At 67.5% G+C, this 25,928-nt stretch carries 23 protein-coding genes; 11 read left to right on the top strand and 12 right to left on the bottom strand.

Features of this window, described 5'->3' with window-relative positions:
• Nucleotides 1-18: 18 nt before the first annotated feature.
• From ACFQPS_RS04315 to ACFQPS_RS04270, 10 genes are all read left to right on the top strand, one after another.
• The gene (locus ACFQPS_RS04315) at nucleotides 19-951 is read left to right on the top strand and encodes a TOMM precursor leader peptide-binding protein (RefSeq protein WP_377356748.1); all 933 of its coding nucleotides are present in this window, start codon (nucleotides 19-21) and stop codon (nucleotides 949-951) included.
• Nucleotides 952-964: 13 nt separating this feature from the next.
• Nucleotides 965-2,275, top strand: coding sequence for a YcaO-like family protein (locus ACFQPS_RS04310; RefSeq protein ID WP_377356745.1), 1,311 nt, complete (start codon nucleotides 965-967; stop codon nucleotides 2,273-2,275).
• A gap of 21 nt (nucleotides 2,276-2,296) precedes the next feature.
• Nucleotides 2,297-3,163, top strand: a complete 867-nt coding sequence (locus ACFQPS_RS04305; RefSeq protein ID WP_377356743.1) for a SagB/ThcOx family dehydrogenase — start codon at nucleotides 2,297-2,299, stop codon at nucleotides 3,161-3,163.
• A complete protein-coding gene (locus ACFQPS_RS04300) occupies nucleotides 3,156-4,529 on the top strand; it encodes a PNPOx family protein (protein ID WP_377356741.1) in 1,374 nt (457 codons plus the stop codon). The genes ACFQPS_RS04305 and ACFQPS_RS04300 overlap by 8 nt, the downstream gene beginning before the upstream one ends.
• Nucleotides 4,526-5,467, top strand: a complete 942-nt coding sequence (locus ACFQPS_RS04295) for an ATP-binding cassette domain-containing protein (protein WP_377356739.1) — start codon at nucleotides 4,526-4,528, stop codon at nucleotides 5,465-5,467. Before ACFQPS_RS04300 ends, ACFQPS_RS04295 begins: the two co-directional genes overlap by 4 nt.
• Nucleotides 5,457-6,674 (top strand): ABC transporter permease, encoded by a 1,218-nt coding sequence (locus ACFQPS_RS04290; RefSeq protein ID WP_377356737.1) that lies wholly within the window; start codon nucleotides 5,457-5,459, stop codon nucleotides 6,672-6,674. Before ACFQPS_RS04295 ends, ACFQPS_RS04290 begins: the two co-directional genes overlap by 11 nt.
• A gap of 20 nt (nucleotides 6,675-6,694) precedes the next feature.
• On the top strand, nucleotides 6,695-7,150 hold the full coding sequence (locus tag ACFQPS_RS04285; protein ID WP_377356736.1) for a DUF2141 domain-containing protein: 456 nt from the start codon (nucleotides 6,695-6,697) through the stop codon (nucleotides 7,148-7,150).
• Between the two features lie 50 nt (nucleotides 7,151-7,200).
• The gene (locus tag ACFQPS_RS04280) at nucleotides 7,201-8,049 is read left to right on the top strand and encodes a class I SAM-dependent methyltransferase (RefSeq protein WP_377356734.1); all 849 of its coding nucleotides are present in this window, start codon (nucleotides 7,201-7,203) and stop codon (nucleotides 8,047-8,049) included.
• 474 nt (nucleotides 8,050-8,523) lie between these two features.
• A complete protein-coding gene (locus ACFQPS_RS04275) occupies nucleotides 8,524-10,704 on the top strand; it encodes a methyl-accepting chemotaxis protein (RefSeq protein WP_377356732.1) in 2,181 nt (726 codons plus the stop codon).
• Nucleotides 10,705-11,139: 435 nt separating this feature from the next.
• Nucleotides 11,140-12,432: a cytochrome P450 gene (locus ACFQPS_RS04270; protein ID WP_377356731.1), complete on the top strand. Its 1,293-nt coding sequence runs from the start codon at nucleotides 11,140-11,142 to the stop codon at nucleotides 12,430-12,432.
• A 75-nt stretch (nucleotides 12,433-12,507) separates the two neighbouring features.
• On the opposite strand, the gene ccmI is transcribed toward ACFQPS_RS04270, so the two are convergent.
• The 12 genes from ccmI to ccmA all read right to left on the bottom strand — a co-directional run bounded on the left by ccmI (nucleotide 12,508) and on the right by ccmA (nucleotide 23,412).
• Entirely contained in the window at nucleotides 12,508-13,941 is a 1,434-nt protein-coding gene (gene ccmI / locus ACFQPS_RS04265; protein WP_377356729.1) for a c-type cytochrome biogenesis protein CcmI, read from the bottom strand.
• Entirely contained in the window at nucleotides 13,941-14,432 is a 492-nt protein-coding gene (locus ACFQPS_RS04260) for a cytochrome c-type biogenesis protein (RefSeq protein WP_377356727.1), read from the bottom strand. Before ACFQPS_RS04260 ends, ccmI begins: the two co-directional genes overlap by 1 nt.
• A gap of 95 nt (nucleotides 14,433-14,527) precedes the next feature.
• Nucleotides 14,528-15,085, bottom strand: a complete 558-nt coding sequence (locus ACFQPS_RS04255) for a DsbE family thiol:disulfide interchange protein (protein WP_377356726.1) — start codon at nucleotides 15,083-15,085, stop codon at nucleotides 14,528-14,530.
• A 7-nt stretch (nucleotides 15,086-15,092) separates the two neighbouring features.
• The gene (locus ACFQPS_RS04250) at nucleotides 15,093-17,093 is read right to left on the bottom strand and encodes a heme lyase CcmF/NrfE family subunit (RefSeq protein WP_377356724.1); all 2,001 of its coding nucleotides are present in this window, start codon (nucleotides 17,091-17,093) and stop codon (nucleotides 15,093-15,095) included.
• Nucleotides 17,094-17,109: 16 nt separating this feature from the next.
• Nucleotides 17,110-17,784, bottom strand: coding sequence for a hypothetical protein (locus ACFQPS_RS04245; RefSeq protein WP_377356722.1), 675 nt, complete (start codon nucleotides 17,782-17,784; stop codon nucleotides 17,110-17,112).
• A 95-nt stretch (nucleotides 17,785-17,879) separates the two neighbouring features.
• Complete coding sequence (gene ccmE, locus ACFQPS_RS04240) at nucleotides 17,880-18,386, bottom strand: cytochrome c maturation protein CcmE (RefSeq protein ID WP_377356720.1); 507 nt, start codon at nucleotides 18,384-18,386, stop codon at nucleotides 17,880-17,882.
• Entirely contained in the window at nucleotides 18,383-18,616 is a 234-nt protein-coding gene (gene ccmD / locus ACFQPS_RS04235; protein ID WP_377356719.1) for a heme exporter protein CcmD, read from the bottom strand. The genes ccmE and ccmD overlap by 4 nt, the downstream gene beginning before the upstream one ends.
• A 181-nt stretch (nucleotides 18,617-18,797) precedes the next feature.
• Complete coding sequence (locus tag ACFQPS_RS04230) at nucleotides 18,798-19,526, bottom strand: heme ABC transporter permease (RefSeq protein WP_377356928.1); 729 nt, start codon at nucleotides 19,524-19,526, stop codon at nucleotides 18,798-18,800.
• Nucleotides 19,527-19,656: 130 nt separating this feature from the next.
• A complete protein-coding gene (locus tag ACFQPS_RS04225; RefSeq protein WP_377356718.1) occupies nucleotides 19,657-20,403 on the bottom strand; it encodes a bactofilin family protein in 747 nt (248 codons plus the stop codon).
• Nucleotides 20,387-21,808 (bottom strand): peptidoglycan DD-metalloendopeptidase family protein, encoded by a 1,422-nt coding sequence (locus tag ACFQPS_RS04220; RefSeq protein WP_377356716.1) that lies wholly within the window; start codon nucleotides 21,806-21,808, stop codon nucleotides 20,387-20,389. Before ACFQPS_RS04220 ends, ACFQPS_RS04225 begins: the two co-directional genes overlap by 17 nt.
• 288 nt (nucleotides 21,809-22,096) lie before the next feature.
• Nucleotides 22,097-22,762, bottom strand: coding sequence for a heme exporter protein CcmB (gene ccmB, locus ACFQPS_RS04215; protein ID WP_377356715.1), 666 nt, complete (start codon nucleotides 22,760-22,762; stop codon nucleotides 22,097-22,099).
• Complete coding sequence (gene ccmA / locus ACFQPS_RS04210) at nucleotides 22,759-23,412, bottom strand: heme ABC exporter ATP-binding protein CcmA (RefSeq protein WP_377356713.1); 654 nt, start codon at nucleotides 23,410-23,412, stop codon at nucleotides 22,759-22,761. Before ccmA ends, ccmB begins: the two co-directional genes overlap by 4 nt.
• 1,082 nt (nucleotides 23,413-24,494) lie before the next feature.
• Here ccmA and ACFQPS_RS04205 point away from each other — a divergent pair.
• Nucleotides 24,495-25,625, top strand: a complete 1,131-nt coding sequence (locus ACFQPS_RS04205; RefSeq protein ID WP_377356711.1) for a type III PLP-dependent enzyme — start codon at nucleotides 24,495-24,497, stop codon at nucleotides 25,623-25,625.
• Nucleotides 25,626-25,928: the final 303 nt, after the last annotated feature.

Here is a 25,928-nt window from a genome sequence, read left to right as displayed (position 1 = left end):
CAGGAGCGGGGGATTCGCGTGAGCAATGGAAATTTTCCTGTCCATCGCATTGATCCACTCGTCGAATGGAATCGACTCGACAATCCTGACAGAATACAGATCCGATTCCCGGATGGCAGTCACATAACATTTGATCTGCATGCAACGGAAATTGCAGAGGCCCTAAGCAGGCTCAGCTCCTCTTCCCCAGGTGAATTCGCAATTGGCGAAATTGACAGGGCACTTGTAGCGCTTCTACAGGCGCGGGGAGCGTTATCTTCCGCCCAAGGCGCCGGGCTTGATTGGGCGGTCGATATGTTGGACTATGTGATGCGGCAGGGCAAAGTCGGCGCCGGACGCACCAGTGTAGAGGTGGCGCGGGCAACACCCGTTGCGATTGTCGGCGGGGGATGGATGCGCGATCGGGTGGAAGCTGCCCTGGATGCATCGTCCATGACGGTTCGATCGGCGCAGGAGGATCTGACGCCAGACAGCCTGATCGTGGCCTGTGCCGATCTGCCGGATCTGACCCTGTTTGCCGAGGTGAACGCGACGGCACAGCACCATGGTGTCCGGTGCACGTTCATTCACCGCATGATCTCGAGACTTATCGTCGGCCCGCTGGTGATCCCCGGGGAGACAGCCTGCTTCAACTGTTATCTGGAGCGGCGCAAGGCAGTCCTTTCCTACCCGGATGAAGACGCCGCTCACCTTCGGGCCGTTGCGGAGAGACTGCGGAGCGGCATCACTCTGCCCAGCCGCCTTGCCGCCGGTCTGGTGGAGAGCCTTGCGGCACGCCATCTCATGGCCGCCGCTGCCGGCGCCTATGATGTTGCCGAACCCGGTGTCCTGCAAAGCATGGACCTGCTGACATTGGCGAGCAGCCGGCAGCCGATACTGAAACTGCCCCGTTGCAGGATCTGCGGCCGGAGCGCCAGCAGACCCGCCCGTGCTGTCCGCACGCTCGCCTGAAGGAGCGTCGGGTATGTCTGCCACCAGACTCCACCATCTTCTGTCAAGGATTCACGATCCTGAGATAGGACTCATCCGCCATATCGTAGAGATTCCGATACAACCCAGCGAACCCGATGTCTTCATCGCCGTCGCCGATGTCCAGGATCCGACCCGTCTGCATCCCCGCAATCTGGCCCCAGGCAACAGCACCACCGCGACACAGGGGAGCGGCGCTGCTCTGGACCGCCTGGGCGCTCTCTGGGCGACGGTAGGAGAGGCGCTAGAGCGGTATGCGGTGCAGGTTTACGATCCTGACAGCATCGTCTATGCCCGCGCCCTTGATCTGGACGGTCCTGTTCTGCTGCCGTCAAGCCTGATCCTCTTCGCGCCGGAGCAGTATGCGGCTCCGGACTTCCCGTTCGCATCCTTCGCCCCCGACAGGCCTATAGGTTGGGTTCAGGGGGTGGATCTCGGCTTCGAGCAACCGGCCTGGATCCCGGCATCCCTTACCTATATCGGCTATCACCATCGTGACCGACATGAGTATTTTGACAGTGGGTACAGCACAGGAACCGCAGCGGGACCCGATTTTGCTTCGGCCGTTCTGTCCGGCCTTCTGGAAGTAATTGAGCGGGATGCATTCGCCCTGCACTGGTATCTGCGGAAAACTCCATTACGCGTTGATGTCAACGGGTTATCGGCAAGAATATCGCCAGAGTTAATGAATATTCTGGAAAGAAGCGCGATCAATCTGGATTTCCGGAACATCACTACTGATCTTGGTGTTCCCGTCGTACTGGCCATAGCCCGCGCATCTGGTTCCGGTGGACTGGCAATTGGCGCGGCCGCACGCTTCAGCCCGGCTGCCGCCTTGGAGAAAGCGGCGATCGAAGCGTTCCATACATACAACTGGATCCTGGATATGCGCCGTAATGGGGTTGGGCCGACGGCACCGCATGAGATAGCAGGGTACAAGGACCATGTCCGGCATTACCTGGACCCGGCAATGATCTGCAAGGCTGAGTTTCTCATGTCCTTCGCCCCTTCAGATCTGATCCAGCCGTTCGCCGGAGGGAATCAGTCCGATTCGAAAAGCTCTCTCAGAAATCTTGTATTACACCTCAAGCAATTCGGACTTGACTGTTATGCCGTTGATTTAACTCCGCCGGAGCTGGATGGACTTGGGATTTTCATAGCGCGAACCTTCATTACAGGTCTTCACCCGCTTGGCTGTGGTCATGGGCGACAGCATCTGGACGACAGGCGCATCAGGCAGTTCCTGACAAATGTCGGCAGTACGCTTCCGGACGCGCTGAACCTGGATCCTCATCCTTTCCCATAACCCGACCAGAAAGGAAAAACGGTGGCGATCAGCAGGAATTCAGATGAATCAGGCTCTTTATGTGAACTGGAAGCGCACATCCGCAAGATCGGCTGGGAAGCTCCGGAGCTTACTGAGATTGAAATTTTCCATGAATTGACCAAACTCCGCCGTTCTTCGATCAGGAAAATGGGGCGCCGCATCGGCGGATACCTTAATGATCCCCGTGCGCTGCGAGAAACGGCTGCCAATTTCAAAACCTACGCCGGAGCGGAGAAGGTTGTCCTGCCGCCCCCTCCGCGACTCACGGCTGCTTTCGATCAGGTGCTTTCGGATCGGCGCTCGACCCGCCTTTTCGATGGCCGCCCGCTGACGGCAGAAGAGGTTTCGGCCGTTCTCTCGTCCTGTCGCGTCACACGCCGTGCACAATCAAGTCTGGCACCGGACCTGGAACTGCGTTTCCGCCCCTACCCGTCTGGCGGCGGGCTGTATCCAACGGAAATTTATGTCGCGCTGACAAATGTGACGGGTCTGCCCGCCTGCCTTGCCCATTATGGCGCTAACGAGCATGCGCTGAGTGTTCTGGCGCCGCTGCCGCCGCTTTCACATCTGGCCGGTACGCTGGGAGACCACAACGGTCATACCGGCGGGATCGGAATGATCGTCTTTGTCTCCATTCTGCCGGAGCGGACCGTTGTGAAGTACGGCTACAGAGGCTACCGGCTGGCGATGATGGAAGTCGGCATGGTTCCTTTCGGTCTTTCACTGGCGGCCACTGCCGCCGGCTTAGCCAACCTGCATTGGGGCGGTTACTTTGACGACGAAGTAAACAGCATGCTGAACCTGGACGGCGTTACTGAAACCGTTTCCGCCTGCTTGTTCATCGGCCGGAGTCCCGAGCATGAATGATCGCCAGTCCCTGCAAGATCACCTCGTGGAGACGGTGCAGGCTTTTCTGAAAGCCGCGAACAACGATGCGAGCGAGGCCAGAAAACTGCTGTCCGGCCTTGCGCCAGTCTTACGGGGACGGGTCCTTTTCGATACCCTGGCAGATGTCGTCTCTGGTGATCGCCATCTGCATTCATTGGCTGCAAATCTTCATGTCATCGGCCCTCTGTCGGAGAGGGGCAATGAAATCCTGGTAGACACCCTCTCCCGTATAGCAAAATTTCTAGACAGGAAATCCCCTTTTATCATTGTCAATATTGGCCAAGACGGAAAACCTGCGCGAATCATACAAGAAGTTGCTGGCATTTCCCTGATCGAATTTTCACCACAGGATCTGTCCGACCCTGGAACGGTCGCCCATGAACTGGCGCATGCCTTCGCCTTGTCTGACCACAGGGCGCTCGATGAAGGATTTGCAACATATGTCGAGTATCTGGTAGCTACCGGCAGCCACGATGCAGCCTGCGCAGAGTTGTCGCGGTCAGCAGCGGAGGCTCCATCTCTGGACAGCCTGCTTGCCCACAGATGGCGCGATCGCCCCTGTTTTGAAGGAATGCCGGGCAGCCACGCTCTGGCCGGATTGTTGGCCGGACGGTTGCTTGAGCGGATGGGCACTTCGGCGTTTCTACAGATGATATCCTCTGTTCGGGAGGCGAAGGTAGAGGATGCGCGCCCCTTGATCGCGAATTCGCTCGGCATTCCGCTCCACGAATTATCCGGGCTATTGGCGTCGGTAGCGACAACAGGGCGGCACGGCACAAAAATCCGACCATCCCCCCTACAGTTCCACAGGATCAGAACATCATTTCTGCTCGGCCAGACGGATGGTCTTGCAGCCGAAATGGGGCCCTGGCGAGAGTATGTGCTGGCAAATCCAGATGATGACGACGCGGCAGTCCATGCCGTGATGCTTGCCCTTCTCGCCCGGACTGTTCCGGACCAGGCGGAAGAGGCTGCCCGCTTTCCGCTGGAAGCGGTCCTGGACGGGCTGCGGCGCCGGCTTCCCCATGACCCCGTGATCTTCGCCCTCTGCCTGGCCTGGGAAGGGGCAAAAGCGCAGACATCCACGTCCTATCTGGCGCTTCGTGACTGTTTCGCCCGCGCTCGTGCCATTGCCGAAGCGGCGTTGGACCAGTTCCCCCGAAGCTGCGATGTCCTGGTGGCCGTTGCAAAGCTGGAGCTACAGACCCCTGTCGAGTATGGCGGCAGCCGGGGACGGGCGGCAAACCTGCTGACCCGGGCCGCAGCCGTGGCTCCCTGGCCGGATGTTGCGGCGATCCTGGCCGGAACGGCGGAAAGGCTGGCATCTCCCCTGGAGATCTCATGAGCGCTCTCCCGACGTCGATGACACCCCTGACAGTCACCGTCGAGCGGCTCTCCGTCACGGGGCGAGAGGGCTTTCGTCTCGATGTGCCTTCGCTTTCGTTTGAGCCGGGAACCATCACTGCCATCATAGGGTGCAACGGTTCTGGCAAGAGCACTCTTCTTGACGCGATCCTGGGGCTTCGTCCGGTTACCGGCGGCTGTTGCAGGATCGCCGGCATCGACCTGGGCAAAGCGGCCCCGCATCATCCGGTACGGCGTCTGCTGGGCGCCCAGATCCAGGGGGCGACCTGGAATCCCGCCATGCTGGTCCGGGAGATCCTGTCGGTCCACCGGGTGGTGTATCATACCCAGAACGCAGCGATACTGGATGCGCTGGGGATCGGCGCGATCTGGCAGCGCTCCTATCGCAGGCTTTCGACAGGGGAGCGACGCCGTGTCGACCTGGCGGTTGCTCTGGCTCATCTGCCGCAAGTCGTTTTCCTGGACGAGCCTGCTTCGGGTCTGGACAGTGCGCGCGAGAAAGAATTCCATCAGATACTTCTGAATGTCCGTCAGCGCGGCGGCATTGTCATCATGGCAAGCCACTCCCCGGCCGATCTTGCGCTGTCGGATCGGATCATCTGGCTGGCAAAGGGGCGGATCGAACGGGACAGCAGTCTTCACGCCCTGCTGATGGATCTGATCGGAGACGTGGTCGGCCAGCTGGAACTGTCGGATGATGCTGACATCGCCTCTGTCCGGAGCGCGATCGGCCCCCTGGCCCGGAGTCTGGTGCAACGCGGCCAGACGCTGATCGTGTCAGGGGGCAGGGAACTCCGGGAGGCGCTGACATCGGAAACCGTCAGCCGGAAAGCCGTCAGCCTGAGCATCCGCCCGTCCACCGCCGCTGATCTTCTTGCCCTGGTATCGGCTGACAGCGCCTCCGCAGATGAGCGATGATCTGGAGTCTTCGATGAATCCACAGCCATCTCCCGCAGACCGCCGGGCCGATCTGAAGCATCAGAATTCGTTTTCCGGACACTCGGAAATCGTGGATTGGCTGAGATGCCTGATCCAAATCGCCTACATTGAAACTGCTGCCTATCTACGCGACAGAACGGCGCTGTTCTGGACATTCCTGTATCCGATCGCATTGCTTGTGCTGCTGATGTCCTTGTTCGGAGCAGGATCGCCTCGTGTCGTCATCGATATTGCGGACGGGACGGGGGCGGGGGCTGCTGTCGTCACCGCGCTTGAGCAGCGCGTCTCCCGGATCGAAGGGGTGGAGGTGGCGTTCAGGCATGTGCGTCCCGACGAACAGACACCGCGGGGCCGCGTGCGGATCGACATCCCGGCCGACTTCGCCTTGGACACAGACCGGGTCAGCAGCATCAGGGTGAGCCTTGACGGCCCACCAGATGCAAGCAGCGGGGCGATGATCGCGCTGGTCGGAGAGACCGTTGAGAGAATAAACCGCGTCCACTCACAAGCGCCTGAGATTGTCCGCCTACAGTATGATATCCGGAACGGTCAGGAAGGACCCCAGAACAGCGATTCCAGCGCCGTATATTTCATTGTCGGGCTTGCCGTTCTGACCGTTGTCTCAACCGCACTGTTCGGTTTCACCGCACCTCTGATAGAATTACGCGCTGCCGGCGGAGTCAAGATGATCAGCATCCTGCCCCTGCGCAGGAGTGCGTTTCTGGCGGGGTTCGCCGTCTGCCGCCTGGTGATCCTGACCGTTTTCGGGCTGTTGTTCATCGTGGGCGGTTTTGCCTTGTATGCAGACATACCTGCGATCGGGCTTCAGGGCTGGCTGACTACAGGCGTTCTTCTGCTGACCGGGTCTTCCGCATTTCTGGCAGCGGGACTGTTTCTGGCGGGAATGACGACAAAGTCCAGTGTGGCAGCCGCGGTCATAAATCTTATCAATCTTCCGATCATGTTCCTTTCCGATCTTTTTATTCCCATCGCGCAGTTACCGGATGCGGTGGCCGCTCTGGCGGAGTTCAATCCGGTTTATTGGCTTGTCGTGGCCATGCGCGATGCCGTGACTGTCGGGTTGACATCGTGGGAACTGGCAACCAGCGCGGGGTGGTTTCTTGCCCTGACCGTGATCGGGCTGAGTCTTGCAGCCCTGACATTCCGCTGGCTCCCCCAGCCCTGAGTTCCGTTCAGGAGGACGTCATGGATTCCGCACGCCACCGCATCATCGGTGTACTGACTGCCGGTGCGCTGATCTTCCCGGCAGGACCTGTCGGCGCGGAAGAGGCCGTGCAGGAGCCCGCAGCCGTTGTCGTCCGGGTAACCGGCATCAGGCACCCGGCAGGCATGCTGTATGTCGGCATCTGCAGCGCCGCGACGTTCCTGAAGCCGACCTGTGATGCGAACCAGGGGCAGCGCGTTGATTCGGTTTCCGATCATGTCTTCCGTTTTGAAGACCTGCCAAGCGGAACATACGCTGTCCAGGTACTGCACGACACGAATGGCGATGGAAAAATGGAACAGGATCAGTGGGGAGCCCCCCTTGAGCCGACAGGTTTCAGCCGGGATGCGATTGGATATTACGGCCCTCCGGATTTTGAGTCGGCCGCCTTTGCATTCGATGGAAAAGAAATCGTGATTTCCGTAAAAATCCGATGAAACATCCGAATTGATCATAGTTCTTGAACCCTTAACGGAGTAAACAGAAAATGCCGGTCGGTTTGTTGTCTCCTGGGACGGGATCGCCACCGATCGAAGTGGGCGACGAGAACATTCTCATCAAAGCTGAACTGGCTCCTGAGATTCTTTCTGTTCCCGACCGCGGGCTGGGCGAGTGGATAGCCCGCCGGTATCTGAAAGAAGTGCGGGACGATCTGCTTCATGCAGATCGCCTGATGCGCAGCTTCGTCCCAGGAAGCCACCGCCCCCCCATCGCCACTTCCTTGATCGAAGATTGCGAGCAGGTCGATCCCACTGCGTTGGTGATCAGCGGCCAACAGGTTATGCAAAGCTGGGAAAGGCCTTACATGGAGGCAATGGCCAGAGAAGCGGGGCGGCAGCGGGGAGATGTGCTTGAAATCGGATTCGGGATGGGAATTTCAGCAACATTTCTACAGGAATACGGGGTGCGATCTCACACGATCGTGGAGTGCCATCCTGATGTGTTGCGCAGAGCAGAATCCTGGCGCGAAAATTATCCGAACCGGAACATAAGCATCATTCCAGGAACGTGGCAGGACACCAGATGCAATTTCGGCGAGTACGACGCAATACTGTTTGATGCCTACCCCTTGACCGAGGGCGAGCAGTTTTCTCACTATGTCAATGATGTCACTTACGCCGCACATTTTTTTCAGACTGCCTCAGAGCATCTCCGGTCGGGGGGAGTTTTCACCTACTACTCCAATGAAATTGACAGCATCGGACGCGGGCACCAGCGGAGTCTGATGAAGTGGTTCCGCCGTGTATCGGTTGAGGTCATCAAGGATCTCACCCCACCTGAAGATTGCCATTACTGGCAGGCCGACAGGATCCTTCTGGTGGTTGCTACGCGATGAGCAGGATGCTTCAGAGATGAACCGGGATAAAACGCATCCAGACCCGCTGCGATGCGGCGGGACGACCGCCCGGCCCTGACAGGCCAGCCTGGCCGGTCAGCCGTCCGGACCACGGCACAGAGGCGCGTTCCGCGGATCGGCCGTCGGCGTTCACAGATACCTGTCTCCGCTGAGCGGCGCCCCTGCCCGCCGTCCACGACATGTCCGGGCGTCGGCTCTGCCGGCGCGGTGTCCAGATCCGGGGCGCAGGCATTCTCACGCGGTCCTGGCCCACGCGGTCCCGGCTGCCCCTGACCCTCTGGATATACCCTTACATTCAACTGGATTTTAACTGTCTTCGATCCAGTCTTCATGCGGTGCGTGGCCTTGCCTTGATTACGGCAGGTCTGGTGCGCACAGCACGGGATGCGTGCCGGAAGCGGGGAGCCTTTCCCTGTCCTTCGCATCCCTGTCTCTGCATCGGGGCGGACGGACATGAAGATCAGATCGCTGCAAATCAAGATCGCCTCGCTGGCGGGCCTGTGCGTCGCCGGCACCATCGCGGTGCTGGTGGGCTTCGGCATCGTCTCGACCAACACGACGAACGCCTTCGTCGGACAGACCGTGTCGAGCATGCTTGAGAAGAAGACGGAACAGAGCATCCAGAACATGGCCTCCACGCAGGCCGGGCTGATCCGCTCCGAATTCGAGACGGCGCTGAATGCCGCCCGCACCATGGCGCACGCCTTCGCCACGATGGTCGATCCACAGAACCCCGGCGCCGTCCCGGTCGAGCAGCGCCGCGAGGCGCTGAACGGGCTTCTGCTGAACGTGCTGAAGAACAATGAGCTGTTCAACGGCACCTACACCGCCTGGGAGCCCGACGCGCTGGACGGCCGCGACGCGGCCTTCCGCAACAGGGCGGACACCGGCACCGACGCCACCGGGCGGTTCATCCCCTACTGGAACCGCGACCAGCGCGGCCACATCGCCATGCAGCCGCTGGTAGAATATGACAGCCGCGACCTGCACCCCAACGGGGTGATGAAGGGCGGCTGGTACATCGGCCCGAAGGAGAACGGCAAGGAGAGCGTGCTCGATCCCCTGCCCTACATCGTGCAGGGCCAGCAGGTCTTCCTCGCCACCCTGTCCGTGCCGATCATGGTGGGGGGCCGGTTTCAGGGCGTCGCCGGGGCGGACTTCAACCTGGACTTCGTGCAGAAGCTGGCGACCCAGGTCAGCAAGTCGATCTTCGACGGCCGCAACGAAGTGGTGATCGTGTCGAACATGGGCCTGATCGTGGCGCACAGCGCCAAGCCCGACCTGATCGGTCAGTCGATCTCGACGATCACCCGCGACTGGGAACAGGATCTTGCCATCGTGCGCTCCGGCCAGCCGAAGGTCGAGACGGACAGCGACGCCCGGATGATGCGGACCTTCGCCCCCATCCAGCTCGGTCAGACCGGCAAGCCCTGGGCGGTGCTGATCCAGGTGCCTCAGGACGTGGTGCTGGCGGACAGCGTCACCCTGGGCGCGGCGCTGGACGAGCGGGCCGGCTCCAGCGTGCTCTGGCAGGCCGGGATCGCCCTGCTGGTCGCGGTCGCCGCGGTGGGCGGCATGTGGGTGATGGCCGGCGGTGTCGCCCGGCCGATCCGCGCCTGCGTCGCCTTCGCCGAAGGCATCGCCGCCGGCCGCTTCGATCAGGCGCTGGAGGTGCGGCAGGTGGACGAGGTCGGGGTGCTGGCGGACTCGCTGCGCACGATGCAGGCCGATCTCGTGCGCCGGAACGCCCAGCGGGCGGAGGACCAGAAGCGGGCCGAATCGGAACGGCGGGCGGCCATGCTCCAGCTTGCCGACGATCTGGAATCCCGCGTGATGAGCGTGGTGGAAGGCGTGGACGGCGCCGCGCGGAGCATGGGCGGCACCGCCCAGAGCATGACGAACACCGCGACCCAGACCAGCCAGCAGGCGACCATCGTCGCGGCGGCGTCGGAGGAAGCCAACGTGAACGTGCAGACGGTCGCGGCGGCGACGGAGGAACTGTCGGGCTCGATCCGCGAGATCGGCCAGCAGGTCAACCGCTCCGCCGAGATCGCCCGCACCGCCGTGGAGGCCGCGCAGCAGGCCAACGGGCAGGTCCTGGGCCTGAACGACGCCGCCATGAAGATCGGCACCGTGGTCCAGCTCATCCAGTCGATCGCCGCCCAGACGAACCTGCTGGCGCTGAACGCCACGATCGAGGCGGCGCGGGCGGGCGAAGCCGGCAAGGGCTTCGCGGTCGTCGCCGGCGAGGTGAAGAACCTCGCCACCCAGACGGCCAAGGCCACGGAGGAGATCGCCGCTCAGGTCAGCGACATGCAGCGCGTGACCAGCGAGACCACCACGGTCATCAAGGGTGTCGGCAGCATCATCGGGCAGATCGACGAGATCTCGACCACCATCGCGGCGGCCGTGGAGCAGCAGAATTCCGCGACGCTGGAGATCGCCCGCAACGTCCAGCAGGCGGCCAACGGCACCCAGCAGGTCACCTCCAACATCGACGGCGTGCGACAGGCCGCAAGCGAGGCCCGGGAATCCTCGTCCCAGGTGCTGAAGGTCTCCGGCCAGCTCGCGGACGAGTCCACCCGGCTGCGTGATGTCGTGACCGCCTTCCTGGCGAAGGTGCGGGCGGCGTGACCGCCGACGGCGCGGAGACCGGGCCCTGTGTCCGGTCCCGCGCCGCGAACGCCCGGCGGCGCCGATGTCCGTACGGCACCTGCATGGCGCCGGGCTTCAGGGGGAATTCCGCGAACACTTTCTCCCAGGAGGCCAGATGGCCGTCCGGCGCGTCGCTGGCGGGGGCGAAGCGGCGGGACATTTTCAAGTCCTGGACCGCCGACAGTCGGGCACAAAGTCGATGCGAGATGTTCCGATGATCGGGGGCCACCCGCGCTGCGGTTGACCGCAGAGCGGCGCTTGCCGGGGCGGGGAAGCTGGGGTCTGCTTGCCGGTGGCGGCCGCACCGCCGCGGCAGGGGCGCCGGCGACAGAAGCGCCCCCTGCGGGACCACCCGGCCGGGACCGGGGAAGACCGGCGCGGCCACGGGGGATGGACACGCCAGGGGAGAAGCCCATGCAGAGCGCCGCCACGGTCCCACCGCCGCCGGGGGAGCCGCCGGGGGGAATCGACGTCACCACGCCCGACCTCTATGCCGACGAGGCGAGGCTGCACGCCACCTTCGCCTGGATGCGCGCCTACGACCCGGTGCGCTGGATGGAGCCGGAGGGCTACAGGCCCTTCTGGGCCGTGACCAGACGGGCCGACGTGGTGGAGATCGAGCGCCAGCACGGCCGCTTCCTGAACGCGCCGCGTGCCATCCTGGCGCTGGAGGAGGTGGTGGAGGCGGTGCGCGCCTTCACCGGCGGCAGCCCGCACCTGGTCCGCACCCTGGTCCACATGGACGAGCCCGAGCACCGGGTGATGCGGGGCCTGACCAACGCCTGGTTCCTGCCGGCCAATCTGAAGCGGCTGGTCGAGCCGAAGCTGAAGGCGCGGGCGCGGCAGAGCGTGGACCACATGCTGGCGCTGGGCGGTGCCTGCGACTTCGTCCGCGACGTCGCCATCTGGTATCCGCTGCGCGTCATCATGGACGTGCTGGGCGTGCCGGAGGAGGACGAGCCCCGCATGCTGAAGCTGACGCAGGAGCTGTTCGGCAACACCGACGCGGAGACCCGGCGCAACCTGGGCGAGGCCGGCGACCTGATCGCCGTCGTGCTGGACTTCTACCAGTATTTCCGGGCGCTGACGGAGGACCGGCGGCGGCAGCCGCGCGACGACCTCGCCAGCGTCATCGCCAATGCCCGCATCGACGGGGAACCGATCGGCGACATCGAGGCGATGGGCTACTACACCATCGTCGCCACCGCCGGGCACGACACCACCTCAAGCTCCACCGCCGGGGGGTTGCACGCCCTGGTGCAGCATCCCGACGAGTTCCGCCGGCTGCGCGACGACCCGTCGCTGATGCCGCTGGCGGTGGACGAGGCGATCCGCTGGGTCACCCCGGTGCGCCACTTCATGCGCACCGCGACGGAGGATTACGACCTGCGCGGCCGCCGCATCCGGGCCGGCGACGACCTGATGCTGCTCTACCCCTCCGCCAACCGCGACGAGGAGGCGTTCGAGGAGCCCTTCCGCTTCAAGGTGGACCGCAGCCCCAACCCGCATGTCGGGTTCGGCTACGGCGTGCATCTCTGCCTGGGCCACCTGCTGGCGAAGATGGAGATGCGGGCGCTGTACCAGGAACTGTTCAGCCGGCTGGACTGGGTGGAGCTGGACGGCGAGCCCGCCTGGGTCGCCAGCAGCTTCGTCGGCGGGCTGAAGCGGCTGCCGATCCGCTACGGCCTGCGCCCGGCCGCGGACTGACCCCCGGCCGGGGGCCGGTCCCCCCGCCCCCGGCGGGGAGGGGGGCCGGTCCGGAAGAGACTGCCGGGAAGCCCCTCAGGGGGCCGGCAGGGCGTCGATGCGCTTCTGGATCTCCGCCCGGGCCGGAGCGTCCTCCGGCAGCAGCCCGATCAGACGCTGCCAGGAGGCGCGCGCCCGGGCCGTGTCGCCGGTGCCGGCCGCGGCCTCGCCCCGGTGCCAGAGGGCCTGGAGATTGTCCGGCTCGATCGCCAGCACCCGCTCCAGCGCCGCCAGGAACTCCGGCGACGGGGCCGCCTTGTCCTCCGGCGCCAGGGTGCCGGCATAGGCCAGCCAGACATCGGCGCGGTCCGGGGCCAGCCCGGTCGCCCGGCGCAGCGCCTCGCGGGCTGCCTCGGGCTCACCCAGCACCTGCCGGGCGCGGCCCAGCCGCAGCCAGCCCTCGACATCGTCGGGCTGCTGCTCCAGACGCGTGGTCAGCGAGTCCACCATGGTGCGGACCATCTTCTCCTGTTCTTCCGGAGAGAGGGCCTGCATCTGGTCCATCTGTTCCTGCGTCAGCGCCGGGGCGGCACCGTCGGCGCCCGCGCTGCCGTCGGCGCTGCCGGCCGGGGGACCGGCGGGGGGCAGCGGCTGCGGCGTGACGGTGGCAGGGTCGATGCCGATCTGCTCGGCGGCGCGGGTGATCTGGCTGATCACGACGCCGACCCAGGGCGCGTCCGCCGGGCTGTCCTTCAGCAGCTCGCCCCAGCGGTCGATGGCGCCGCGCACGTCGCCCGCCTGCAAGCGGGCCACGGCCAGGAAGTAGCGGGCGCGCGGCTCCTTCGGGCTCTTCTCGACGGCCGCCTCGAAGGCGCGGCGGGCCTCCTCGCTGACCACACCGCCGGCAGCGTAGGTGAGCTGCTCGCCGAAGGCGGCCGTCAGCTCGGCGTCGCCCTGGCTCAGCCCGACGGCACGGCGATACGCCTCCGCCGCCTCCGCATTGCGGCCCATGGCGGCGTAGGTGGAGGCCAGCAGGGCCCAGCCGCGCAGGTCGTCCGGGTTCTGCTCCAGGTTCCGGGCCAGTTCCTCGGCGGCCTGGAGCACATTGTCGGGGATCTCGTTGGCGGCGAGATCGGTGCGCGAGGCGAAGGGCTGCGACGGCAGGTCGGGCCGGCCGAGCGGGATGTAGATGGCGAGCGCGGCCACCGGCAGCAGCAGGGTCACCACCATGGCCAGCCGCGGGCTGGGCTGCGCCACGGCGGGCTTCGCCTTGGCCTTGTCGGCCTCGGCGGCGGCGCCCAGCAGGCGGCGTCCGGCCTCGGCCCGGGCGGCCCGGGCCTGATCGGCCGTCAGCACGCCGCGGGCGAGGTCGCGCTCGATCTCCGCCACCTGGTCGGCATAGACGCGGCGGGTGTGCTCGGCGGCGCTGCCGACCAGCCCCTGCGTCGGCCGCGTCAGCGGGCGCAGCAGCATGCCGACGGCGATCGCCGTCAGTACGGCGGCGACGAGCCAGAAGACCATCATGCCCATCAGGAACCCTTCCGGCCGGGGGCGGCCTTATCTTCTTCGGACAACAGGGCCGCGAGCCGCGCCTCCTCCGCCGGGGTCAGCCCGGTCGAGGGGGAGGCGTCGCCGCTCCGGCCCCGCAGATAGCGGGCGGCACCGATGCCGCCCAGCAGCAGCACGACCGCCGGGCCGAACCAGAGCACCCAGGTGTAGGGCTGCACCGGCGGCCGCAGCAGGACGAAATCGCCGTAGCGGTCGTGGACGTAGTTCAGCACCTGGTCGTCATTGTCGCCGGCCACCAGCCGTTCGCGCACCAGGATGCGCAGGTCGCGGGCCAAGGGCGCGTTGCTGTCGTCGATCGACTGGTTCTGGCAGACGACGCAGCGCAGTTCCTTGCTGATCTCCCGCGCGCGGGCTTCCAGGGCGGGGTCCTTCAGCTTCTCGTCCGGCATCACGGCTAGCGCCGGGCCGGCCAGCAGCGCCAGGGACAGGGCAAGGGGGGCGAGCTTCTTCACGGGGGTCTACTCCGCCGCCGGTGGGATGTCGCGGGGGCGGCCGGCGCAGCCGCTCCCGTCTGTCGGGGCCGGCTGCCCGGCCCGGTCGGTCCGCGCTACTTCGACAGCTCGCGCAGGAGCGGCAGGATCTCCTTGTCCACCACCGCCGGCCCCAGCGGGCCCTGGTGGCGGTAGCGGATGCGGCCCTGGCCGTCCAGCACGAAGGTCTCCGGCACGCCGGTCACGCCCAGCTCGATGCCGGCGCGGCCGTCCTGATCGACGCCGATGGTGGTGAAGGGGTTGCCGAACTGCTCCAGGAAGCGGCGGCTGTCCTCGGGCTTGTCCTTGTAGGCGATGCCGCGCACGACGATCCCCTCCTCCTTGGACAGGCGCATCAGCACCGGATGCTCGATCCGGCAGGGCGTGCACCAGGAGGCGAAGATGTTCACGAGCTGCGGCTTGCCCTTCAGCTCGGCCGCACCGATGCCGGGCTGCCCCTCATGGAGGGGGGGTAGCTCCAGCGCCGGCATCGGCCGGTCGATCAGCACGGAGGGCAGCAGGGTCGGGTCGTGCTGCTGGCCCGTGATCTCGGGCTTCAGCACCAGCAGATAGACGAAGACCCCCGCCAGGGCGGCGAACAGGATCAACGGCAGGGCGATGAGGAGGCGCGACATGCGGTCTTCACTCGGCAGGCTGGGCGGCGGCACGGCCGCCGGCGGCGGGGCTGGCGCGGCGGACCGGCACGCCCAGGCGGTAGCGGCGGTCGGACAGGCTGATCAGCCCGCCGATCACCATGACGACGGCACCGAACCAGATCCAGGGCACCAGCGGGTGGTAGTAGAGCCGCACGGTCCAGCCGTCGCCCTCCTCCGTCTTGCCGCCCAGGGCGACATAGATGTCGGAGACGAAGGTGGTGTGGATGGCGGCCTCGGTCGTCGTCATCTTGGCGACGGGGTAGAAGCGCTGCTCGGGATGCAGCGTCGCCACCGCCTGACCGTCGCGCGTCACCGTGACGGTGCCGCGCTGGGCGGCGTAGTTGGCGATCTGCGCCGGCTCCACCGACTCCAGGCGGAACTCGTAGCCCGCGAGGCTGGCGCTGTCGCCCGGCCGCATGACGCGGACATCCTCGCTCATCCAGGCGCTGGTGCCGACCATGCCGGCGATGGAGATGCCCAGGCCGGCATGGGCGATGGCCGCCCCCCAGGCGCTGCGCGGCAGGCCCGCGGCGCGGGACAGGCTGTCGCCCAGCGGGATGCGGAACAGCCGGACGCGCTCGGCCAGCTCGGCGAAGGCGCCGAAGAAGGCCCAGGCCGCCATGCCGATGCCGACCAGCGCCATCACCGGGCGGAAGCCGTGCGCCCACAGCGCCCAGAGCACGCAGACCACGACCAGCACGGCGGCGACCCAGAGCCGGCCGATCGCGCCGGGCAGGTCCGCCCGCTTCCAGGCCAGCATCGGCCCGACCGCCATGGCGGCGACCAGCGGCACCATCAGCGGCACGAAGGTGGTGTTGAAGAAGGGGGCACCGACCGAGATCTTGGAGCCGCCCACGGTGTCCAGGAACAGCGGGTAGAGCGTGCCCAGGAACACCGTGGCGCAGGCCGTGGAGAGCAGCAGGTTGTTCAGCACCAGCGAGCCTTCGCGGCTGATCGGGGCGAACAGACCGCCGGCCTTCAGCGACGCGGCGCGCATCGTGTAGAGCAGCAGCCCGCCGCCGGTGGCCAGCGCCAGCAGCAGCAGGATGGCAACGCCGCGCTCCGGGTCCACCGCGAAGGCGTGGACCGAGGTCAGCACGCCCGAGCGGACCAGGAAGGTGCCCATCAGCGAGAGCGCGAAGGTCAGCACCGCCAGCAGGATGGTCCAGGTCTTCAGGGCGTCGCGCTTCTCCACCACGATGGCGGAGTGCAGCAGCGCCGTGCCGGCCAGCCAGGGCATCAGGGAGGCGTTCTCCACCGGGTCCCAGAACCACCAGCCGCCCCAGCCCAGCTCGTAATACGCCCACCAGCTCCCCAGCGCGATGCCCAGGGTCAGCGAGGCCCAGGCGACCAGGGTCCAGGGCCGCACCCAGCGGCCCCAGGCGGGATCGACCCGGCCCTCGATCAGGGCGGCGATGGCGAAGGAATAGGCGATGCTGAAGCCGACATAGCCCAGATAGAGGAAGGGCGGGTGGAAGGCGAGGCCGGGGTCCTGCAACAACGGGTTCAGGTCGCGCCCGTCCGCCGGCGCCGGGTCCAGGCGCAGGAAGGGGTTGCTGGTCAGCAGCGTGAACAGCAGGAAGCCGACGCCGACCAGCCCCTGCACGCCCAGCACCCGCGCCTTCAAGGTCGGCGGCAGGTTGCCGCCGAAGGCCGCGACGGCGGCGCCGAAGGCGGCCAGCATCAGGACCCAGAGGACCATCGAGCCCTCATGGTTGCCCCAGACGCCGCTCACCTTGTAGAGCATCGGCTTCAGCGAGTGGCTGTTCTCCACCACGTTCTGCACGCTGAAGTCGGAGACGACATAGGCCCACATCAGGGCGGCGAAGGCGACCGTCACCATCAGGAACTGGGCGTAGGCCGCCGGGCGGCCCACCTCCATCCAGGCGGCATTGCCGCGGGCCGCCCCCAGCAGGGGCAGCGTGGCCTGCACGGTCGCCAGCAGCAGGGCCAGCACCAGGGCGTAATGGCCGATCTCGGGGATCATGGCTTCCTCTCGCCGCTCAGGGCTTCGTAACGGGGCCGGGGGCGGCCGGCATCGCGTCGATCAGGTCGGTGGTGTCGTCCTGGTAGGGGACGGCCGGCTCCGGGCAGTGCTCCACGCGCTCGGGGCGGCCCCGCTTCGCGCGCGTGTCGCTGACGTAGCATTCGTCGAAGACGGAGCAATAGCAGAGTCGGGACTGGAGCTGGACCGCGAATCGGATGATCGGCAGCCGCCAGGCTTCGGAGTCCGAGGGCGTGATCGAGAGCAGGGCGCTGTCCTCCCGCGCCCCGATCACGGTGCCGACGAGGCTCCTGGCCTCCAGCCGGGCGGACAGCGAGGGGATGGCGGGCTTGCCCGCGGTCGCCAGCGCGTCGATCAGGGCGCGCGCGTCGGACAGCGGGGTGCCGTCGTGCCAGATCTCCAGCGTCTCCAGCCGGGCCGGACCGACGCCGGTGTTGGAGACGGCGATGCCGAGACGCGCCGTTTCCGGCACGCCCTGGTCGCCGACGGTGACGTTCGCCTCCAGGTTCGGCCAACTGGCGGCCGCGACCATCTTCTCCATGGTCTCGCCATGGTGGACGGCGACGTAGAGCGAGATGCCGGACACCAGCAGGGCGGCGCAGGCCATGGCGATGTCCAGCCAGCGGTGGCCGGTGTGTCCGGCGTGCGGCGCGTGTACTTCGGGGGAGTCCAAGGATGCCTGCCTGGGTCTGACTGCCTGGGGGGGTCCTGCGGGGGCCGGCCCTGCCCGGGCCGCGGCGGGAGCCACGCCCCCGCGGCATCCCGGCGCTAGGGCTTCAGCGTGGTGGTCGCGTGGACCTTGTCGTCCGAGTCCGCCGGAGCGTAGATGGAGCGGCCGGGCACCTCGGTCTTGACCGCGCCGGCACGTTGCAGCGCATCGTGGACCTCCGGCGGCATGTAGTTCTCGTCGTGCCGGGCCAGCACCTCGCGGGCGACGAACACGCCGTCGCCACCCATCCGGCCCTCCGCCACCACCCCCTGGCCCTCGCGGAACAGGTCGGGGACGATGCCCTTGTAGGTGACGGGGACGGTGTTGGCGGTATCGGTCACGCGGAAGGTGATGGTCAGGCCGTCGGCCTGCTTCTCGACGCTGCCGTCCTCGACCAGACCGCCCAGCCGCACCGAGCGGTCGCCCGGCGGCTGCGCCACCAGATCCGAGGGGCTGTAGAAGAAGACGATGTTCTCCTCGAACGCCGACAGGGTCAGCGCCGTGGCGGTGCCCAGGCCCAGCAGCGCGAGGCCCAGCATGTAGAGGCGACGCTTCTTGCGGGTCATGCCGCCCCCCCTTCCCCGGCGGCCTCGCCGGCGGTCAGCGGCAGGGCGCCGGCGGCACCCCGGGCGCGGCGGCGTTGCGGCCGCGCCTGCTCCAGCGCCTTCAGCATCGTCTCGGTGGAGCGCAGGTAGCGCATGCTGGCGACCAGGATGCCGACCAGCACGATCAGCGCCAGCCCGTAGCTGCCCCAGACATAGGCGGCATAGCCGCCCATCGAGAAGAACTCGCTCATCTCCCTATCCCATCCGCCCGGCTGTCATTGTCTGCCGACTCTGCCCGGTCGCCCTCTGCCGGTCACCGGACCGGGTTACCCGGTCCGGTCGGCTGGCGCTCCGGCTGCCCCGATGTGGCCCGCCGGACGGCCGTTGTGAAGACCGTCCGGGACCCATGCCCGTCGATCCCGCCCCATGGCGTCACTCCGCCGCAGCGGCCGCCTGGGTCAGCCGGATCGCCTGGATCTTGCGCGCCGTCAGCTCGCCGCGCATGCGCAGGATCAGCACCACCACGAAATAGGCGTGGAAGGCCCCGGCCATGATGAAGAGGGGCCACAGCATCTCCGACGAGATCGTCGGCCCGTCGGCCCGGAAGACGCTGGCCGGCTGGTGCAGCGTGTTCCACCATTCGACGGAGAACTTGATGATCGGCACGTTCACCGCGCCGACCAGCAGCAGCACGTTGCCCGCCTTCGCCCCCCGGTTGGGATCGTCGAAGGCGTTCACCAGCGCCATGAAGCCCAGATAGAGGAAGAACAGGATCAGCACGCTGGTCAGGCGCGCGTCCCAGACCCACCAAGTGCCCCACATCGGCTCCCCCCAGAGGGAGCCGCTGACCAGGCACAGGAAGGTGAAGCCCGCCCCGATGGGGGCCGCGGCCCGGGCATAGACCTCGGCCAGCGGATGGCGCCAGACCAGCGCCACGAAGGCCGTGATCGCCATCGAGCTGTAGACGAACAGGGACATCCAGGCCGCCGGGACGTGGATGTACATGATCCGGACCGTGTCCCCCTGCTGGTAGTCCGGCGGGGAGGCGACGAGCGCGAACCACAGGCCCACGGCGAAGGCCAGGACGGTGAGGCCGATCGCCCAGGGCTGGACGATGCTGGCGATGCGCAGGAAGCGCGCAGGATTGGCGTAGCGGTGCATGGCCGGGGAATTTAGCATGGGGCGCCGGCGAATCACACCCGATCACGGCGCCGCACCGGCACGGCCGCACGATTTGACCCAGATCACGGGCCGCGGGTCCCGGCAGGGCCGGGACCCGGACAGCAGCAGCCTAGCGGACGCCCCAGAGCCGGGTGCGCGGCGGCGTCGGCGGGGAGTCCGGCTCCGTTCCGTCCGCGGCCGGCGGCGCGCCGGAAGCCGGGGCGGCGGGCTCCTCCTGCTCGTTGGCGGCGACCGGCGGAACCTCCGCCTCCGGGGCGGCGGCGGCCGGAGCTTCGGCGACGGGGGGAACGGCCGGGGCCGGGGCCGGAGCCGGCGCGACCGCCTGCGGCTCCGGACGGGGCTCGGGAGCGGCCGGGGCGGGCGCATGGATCACGGCCGGACGGCCCGGCTGCGCCGGAGCGGGAGCGGCCGGGGCGGGAGCCGGCGGCGTGGGGGCGGGCAGCGCCGCGGGCGGGGCCACCTCTTCGCTGCCGCGGCGGCGGACCGTGCCCTCGAACAGCGCGCCGGGGGAGATCTCCAGCGACGCCTGCACGATGTCGCCGATGGTGTGCGACCCGCTCAGCAGGAACACCTCCTCGGCCCGGATCGACCCTTCGACCCGGCCATGGACGCGGACCGATTCCGCGCTGACGGCGCCATGCACGGCGCCGGTGGCCCCGACGACGAGGCGCGCGCAGGAGACGTCGCCGTCGATCCGACCTTCCACATGGACCTCGCCCGGGGTGGCGAGATTGCCGGTCACCACCATGTCCGGCCCGATGATGGAGGGCATCCCGGGCGCCGTCGGCGGCGGGCCGCTGCGCCGCTGCGGTGGCCGCGCGACCGGCTCGACGGTTTCCTTACCCTTCGCAAACATGCCGCCCTCTCTCCATGAAACGCAGCGGGTTGACCGGGCGCCCGTCCACGAGCACCTCGTAATGCAGATGCGGGCCCTGGCTCCGGCCGGTGTTACCCAGCGTGCCGACAGTATCGCCCTGATTGATGCTTTGTCCCGCTTTCACCATCACCTTGTCCAGATGGGCGTAGCGGGTGTTGATCCCGAATCCGTGGTCCACCAGCACCATGCGGCCGTAGCCGCCGCTGTCCCAGCCGGAGAAGACGACCTCTCCCGGTGCGGTGGCGGTGACGGGGGACCGGAACTGGGACACCAGATCCAGGCCGGTATGCATGGCCCATTCATTGGTGAAGGGGTCGAGCCGCTTGCCGAAGTTGCTGGAAACATAGAAGTCGTTCAGCGGGGCGGCGAGCGGCAGCAGGGTGAACAGGGCGCGCAGCCGGGCCTGCCGGTCGAGCAGGCCCTCCAGCCGGCTCATGGCCTCACCGGCCGCCGGGGCCATCGCCAGGGCCGCCGCCTCGGGGATGTCCACCAGCGGACCGCCGCGACCGAAACGGTCGCTCTCCAGATCCGCCAGCACGGCGTTCAGGTCGATTCCGGTCTCGCGCAGCACCGACTCGATCTCGCCGATGCGCAGCTCCGCCCGTTCGCTGAGCTGGCCGATCAGGGCCACCTGACCGTCGGTCACGGCGGCCATCCGGCGCTCTGTCTCCGCGGTCTTCTGCTCGGCCTCGTCGCGGCGGGCATCGGCCACCGCGACCGCCATGCGGAGCTGGCGGACCTCCGCCCGCGTCTCCGCCAGCACGCTCATCAGCCCGCCGTCGCCGACCGTGCCGTCGCCGGTCGTGGCGCCCAGCCGGTCCGCGGCGGCCATCTCCAGCGCGGTGAGCGCGGCCTGGGCGCGGCGGGTGGCGGCCTCCAGGCTGGCCTGACCGACCTGCTCCAACGAGCGGCCGGCAGCGGCGAGGTGTTCGCCCGCGCCGAGGGCCAGCGGCTCCAGCCCGGCGCGCGCGGCTGTCAGGGCCTGGCGCAGCCCCTTCCCCGTGGGGTCGGCGGCGGCGGTGTCCAGCGTCGCCAGCACGGTTTCCAGCGTCCCCCGGAGTTCCGCATCGCCGGCCAGAACGCCGGCCAGCGCCTCGCGCGCCGTGTCCAGCTCCCCGCCCAGGACGGCCAGCCGGGAGCGGCTGTCCGCGAGCTGGGCCGCCAGAGTATCCCCGGTGTCCGCCAGCATGGCGACGCTGCGCCGGGTGTCGCGCAGTTCCACGACCGTCAGCAGCCAGCCGGCCAGCAGACCGACACAGACCGCACCGGCGGCGGCCAGATGAAGAGCAGGTCGCAGCCGCTGCTGCGGACCGATGACGACGGACCGGACACGGTCGTCCTCGACGATGATGATGCGTTCGCTTCGGGTGATGGAACTCAGCACCGCGCCCCCCGGACAGTCTCCCCGATCCCGTCGGAACCGCATGAATCCAACGGGTTAGATGAACTTCTTCATACGGCGGGAGAATTATTCCCACCGCGGAGAATAAACCTCCAGTTGGAGGCGAATTTCTCCTCAATTCGAGGTAAATCTTATGGTATCCGGGTCCGAGCGACAAGTCATGATTCACGGCGGGGACATTCAGGCGTCCGACTTCAACCGCGGCGAAGAGCCACGGTGACCGTCGGTAACGTCAGAAAAGCGCCAGAAGCATTGCTGCGAATGCGTTGCTCAATCCAGAGCGGTGCGCAGCGCCGCGGCCGAGGCGAACGGGGCCAGGGTCACGCCCGCGGCCAGCAGACCGCCCAGCAGCAGCAGGTGCGGGCGCGGGCTGAGCCCGGCCAGCGAGGCGTCGATCGCCGCCGCGGCGAAGATCAGCACGGGAATGTAGAGCGGCAGGATCAGCAGCGGCAGCAGCACGCCGCCACGCCGCGCGCCCAGCGTCAGGGCGGCCCCGACGGCGCCGATCAGGCTGAGCAGCGGTGTCGCCAGCACCAGCGTCAGCAGCAGCACGCCGAAGGCCCCGGCCTCCAGGTTCAGCAGCAGCGCCAGCAAGGGCGCCGCCAGGATCAGCGGCACGCCGGTGATCAGCCAGTGCGCCGCCACCTTGGCCAGGGCGACCGCCTCCAGCGGCAGCGGCGACAGGGCCAGCAGCTCCAGCGAGCCGTCCTCGTGGTCGGCCTGGAACAGCCGCTCCAGCGACAGCAGCGAGGCCAGCAGCGCCCCGACCAGGATCACGCCCGGGGCGATGCGGGCCAGGATGTTCGGCTCCGGCCCGACGCCGAAGGGGAACAGCACGACACAGAGCACGAAGAACAGCACCGCGGTGGCGGCATCCGCCCCCTGCCGCAGGGCGAGGCGCAGGTCGCGGCGGATCAGGCGCAGGAAGATGCTCATGCCGCGGGCTCCTCCGCGTCGTCGGGCGCCACGGCGAAGCGCGAGACGTCCAGCACGACGGGATCGGTCAGGTCCAGGTCGGTGTGGGTGGACAGCACCACCATGCCGCCGTCGCGGCGGTGACGGGCGATCTCCGCCGCCAGCCGGGCCACGGAGGCGCGGTCCAGCGCGGTCGAGGGTTCGTCCAGCAGCCACAGGGCGGCCGGCGCCAGGGCCAGCCGCGCCAGATTCACCCGGCGCTTCTGCCCGGCGGAGAGATATCGGCCCGGCACCTCGGCCAGATGCGCCAGATCCCAGCGCTCCAGCGCGGCCGCGGCCACCGCCATGGGATCGGCGGCGCCGTGCAGCCCGGCCCAGCCGGCGAGGTTCTCCTGCGCCGTCAGGGCCGGCTTCACCGCGTCCAGATGGCCGACATAGCGGACCCGGCCGCGATGCCCGTCCGGATCGTCGGCGACCGGCCGGCCGTCCCACAGCAGGGTGCCCGCGAACGGCCTGGACAGGCCGGAGAGCAGCCGCAGCAGGCTGGACTTGCCGCTGCCGTTGGGCCCCACGAGCACCAGGGCGCCGCCGGCCTCCAGCCCGAAGCACAGGCCGGAGAAGACGACGCGGGCGCCGCGCAGGCAGATCAGATCACGACCTTCGAAGAGCATGGGGCCGAGGGGATTGGAGGGCCAGGGAGCGTGGACGCCGGACAGGCGCGCGGCGGGGCCGCACCATGCCACGCCCGACCGGCGCTGTGAACCGGGCACGACCCGGCCGGCAGGCCGCAGGCCACGCCGCTTTGCCGCAGGCCGGATGATCGGCCCGCATGGCGCGTTGGTGACTGTGATTCCGTCACCGGGATCCGATGCGAGGATGAAGGGAGCAGGCCCCCGGGGCCGGCACAGAAAAAAACGGTCCCCGCGGCAGGCTGGCTGCGGGGACCGGAAAAAAGAAACGGCCACCGCGGGGGGCTGGCTGCGGTGGCCGTAAAATCCGCCAGCCGGGGCAAGGCTGGCCGGGGTGTCCGTCATCGGGGCCCCTGGAAAGGAAACCCCGGGAGAAGGACCGTGAGACGGGGAGTCTCGTGCGCACCGTGGCGACCCCTGCGAAGGATGAAGCCACCGTCCTATGTCCTAATTTGACCGGGAAAGTGGCAAAAATGTGATTTCGGCCTGCGGTGATTTGACTGTCCGCCGCCCTCCGGGTCCCTGCCGGTGCTGCCGACGACTTCGGTTTTCCTGGAGAGGCCGGCATCAGATTCTGGACCCCGGTCCGCACCGCGGACCCGGCGCTCCGCGCAGGGTCCGTCTGCGCTGCCGTAGCCGAAAAATCCCTTTTGCGCCGCCGGGGCTTGCCCTATATAGCGCGCAGTCGCAGCGCACGTGCCTATGGCCCCCACTCCCGCCCCCGCAACGGGCGGCGCCGTCAGCCCGGTGGGGTTATGCAACGACGCAACGCGTACCCCCGACCGTCCCTTAAACAAGGCGGCGAATTGGAGGCTACGATGGTTGATGTTGTTGTCGGTGGGCCGGTCGCGCCCGCCTGTCTGCTTTATCCCGCCTTCCTGTCTTTCCATCTCCAGCCCGCACCGACGGGCTCCGCAGGTCAGTCTCCGGATTCCGGCAGCAAACCCTGTATGTGACCCGCTCCGGCCCGCCGTAAGGCCTGCCTGAGCGATCCCGGGCCCGCGAGGCCCGGCGTTTCCCCGTTTCCCTCACATCCCGGCCGCCTGCCGCCTCGGAGTCCTGAGATGACCGAGAAGATCGCCCGATTCTTCGCCGAGAACCGTCCTGCCACGCCCTGCCTCGTGGTCGATCTGGACGTCGTCGCCCGCAATTACGACCGGCTGTCCGGCGCCCTGCCGGACGCGAAGATCTACTACGCCGTGAAGGCCAACCCGGCGCCGGAGATCCTGCGTCTCCTGACCGGCCTGGGCTCGTCCTTCGACACGGCCAGCGTGCCGGAGATCGAGGACTGCCTCGCCGCCGGCGCCACGCCCGACCGGATCAGCTACGGCAACACCATCAAGAAGGCCGCCGACATCCGCCGCGCCTACGAGCTGGGCGTGCGCCTGTTCGCCTTCGACAGCGAGGCGGAGCTGGAGAAGATCGCGGCCAACGCCCCCGGCAGCCGGGTCTTCTGCCGCATCCTGACCTCCGGCGAGGGGGCGGACTGGCCGCTGTCGCGCAAGTTCGGCTGCGAGCCGGAGATGGCGCACGACCTGCTGCTGCGCGCCGCCGCCCTGGACGTGGTGCCCTACGGCGTCTCCTTCCATGTCGGCAGCCAGCAGCGCGACGTCGCCCAGTGGGACGCCGCCCTGGCCACCACGGCCGCGATCTTCCGCGACCTGGAGGAGAAGGGCGTGGCGCTACGCATGGTCAACCTGGGCGGCGGCTTCCCGACCCGCTACCGCAGCGACGTGCCGGGCGCCGAGGACTACGGCTTCGCCATCGACGAGGCGCTGCGCCGCCATTTCGGCAACCGCATCCCGGAAACCATCGTGGAGCCGGGCCGCGGCATGGTGGGCGATGCCGGCATCATCCAGTCCGAGGTGGTGCTGATCTCCCGCAAGTCGGCCAACGACCTGCGCCGCTGGGTCTATCTCGACATCGGCAAGTTCGGCGGGCTGGCCGAGACGATGGACGAGGCGATCCAGTACCCGATCGAGACGGAGCGCGACGGCGGCCCGGCCGAGCCGGTGATCCTGGCCGGCCCGACCTGCGACAGCGCCGACGTGCTGTACGAGCGGGCGGAGTACCGGCTGCCGGTGGATCTCCGGATCGGCGACCGCGTGGCGATCCGCGCTACCGGGGCCTACACCACCAGCTACTCGGCCGTGAACTTCAACGGCTTCGCGCCGCTCCAGGCCTACTACATCTGACCCCGGCCGGGGGACGGTCTCCGCACCGTCCCCCTGCTGCCACGCCTTGCCGCACGCCCTGCCGCCGCCCCTCCGACGGGCCGCGGGCGCAACCGGGAGCGGTGCTTCCGTGCGGATTGCGAGCGATCCGCATTATCAAGACAAAGCCCGATGAAGACGCCCGGCGGGCCGCTTCCCGCGGGACCGGCGCCGTAGCCGGCTGAACTGGCGCTGCCCGATCTGGCTGCAACTGCGTATTTTTTCTGCAACACTTCTGCGCAAAGTCACACCGGACGTCCCCTGCGTCAGGGCAAACCCTTGCAA

The sequence above is a fragment of the Rhodocista pekingensis genome (assembly GCF_042665545.1).
GTDB classification, from domain to species: Bacteria; Pseudomonadota; Alphaproteobacteria; order Azospirillales; family Azospirillaceae; genus Rhodocista; species Rhodocista pekingensis.
This window is presented reverse-complemented; position numbering and strand designations above follow the sequence as displayed.

What these genes read in the sequence shown, in the direction of transcription:
- ACFQPS_RS04310 (WP_377356745.1), top strand. Translation starts at nt 965, where the DNA reads ATGTCTGCCACCAGACTCCACCATCTTCTGTCAAGGATTCACGATCCT.
- ACFQPS_RS04300 (WP_377356741.1), top strand. Translation starts at nt 3,156, where the DNA reads ATGAATGATCGCCAGTCCCTGCAAGATCACCTCGTGGAGACGGTGCAG.
- ACFQPS_RS04295 (WP_377356739.1), top strand. Translation starts at nt 4,526, where the DNA reads ATGAGCGCTCTCCCGACGTCGATGACACCCCTGACAGTCACCGTCGAG.
- ACFQPS_RS04290 (WP_377356737.1), top strand. Translation starts at nt 5,457, where the DNA reads ATGAGCGATGATCTGGAGTCTTCGATGAATCCACAGCCATCTCCCGCA.
- ACFQPS_RS04285 (WP_377356736.1), top strand. Translation starts at nt 6,695, where the DNA reads ATGGATTCCGCACGCCACCGCATCATCGGTGTACTGACTGCCGGTGCG.
- ACFQPS_RS04280 (WP_377356734.1), top strand. Translation starts at nt 7,201, where the DNA reads ATGCCGGTCGGTTTGTTGTCTCCTGGGACGGGATCGCCACCGATCGAA.
- ACFQPS_RS04275 (WP_377356732.1), top strand. Translation starts at nt 8,524, where the DNA reads ATGAAGATCAGATCGCTGCAAATCAAGATCGCCTCGCTGGCGGGCCTG.
- ACFQPS_RS04270 (WP_377356731.1), top strand. Translation starts at nt 11,140, where the DNA reads ATGCAGAGCGCCGCCACGGTCCCACCGCCGCCGGGGGAGCCGCCGGGG.
- ccmI (WP_377356729.1), bottom strand. Translation starts at nt 13,941, where the DNA reads ATGGGCATGATGGTCTTCTGGCTCGTCGCCGCCGTACTGACGGCGATC.
- ACFQPS_RS04255 (WP_377356726.1), bottom strand. Translation starts at nt 15,085, where the DNA reads ATGTCGCGCCTCCTCATCGCCCTGCCGTTGATCCTGTTCGCCGCCCTG.
- ACFQPS_RS04250 (WP_377356724.1), bottom strand. Translation starts at nt 17,093, where the DNA reads ATGATCCCCGAGATCGGCCATTACGCCCTGGTGCTGGCCCTGCTGCTG.
- ccmE (WP_377356720.1), bottom strand. Translation starts at nt 18,386, where the DNA reads ATGACCCGCAAGAAGCGTCGCCTCTACATGCTGGGCCTCGCGCTGCTG.
- ccmD (WP_377356719.1), bottom strand. Translation starts at nt 18,616, where the DNA reads ATGAGCGAGTTCTTCTCGATGGGCGGCTATGCCGCCTATGTCTGGGGC.
- ACFQPS_RS04230 (WP_377356928.1), bottom strand. Translation starts at nt 19,526, where the DNA reads ATGCACCGCTACGCCAATCCTGCGCGCTTCCTGCGCATCGCCAGCATC.
- ACFQPS_RS04225 (WP_377356718.1), bottom strand. Translation starts at nt 20,403, where the DNA reads ATGTTTGCGAAGGGTAAGGAAACCGTCGAGCCGGTCGCGCGGCCACCG.
- ccmB (WP_377356715.1), bottom strand. Translation starts at nt 22,762, where the DNA reads ATGAGCATCTTCCTGCGCCTGATCCGCCGCGACCTGCGCCTCGCCCTG.
- ccmA (WP_377356713.1), bottom strand. Translation starts at nt 23,412, where the DNA reads ATGCTCTTCGAAGGTCGTGATCTGATCTGCCTGCGCGGCGCCCGCGTC.
- ACFQPS_RS04205 (WP_377356711.1), top strand. Translation starts at nt 24,495, where the DNA reads ATGACCGAGAAGATCGCCCGATTCTTCGCCGAGAACCGTCCTGCCACG.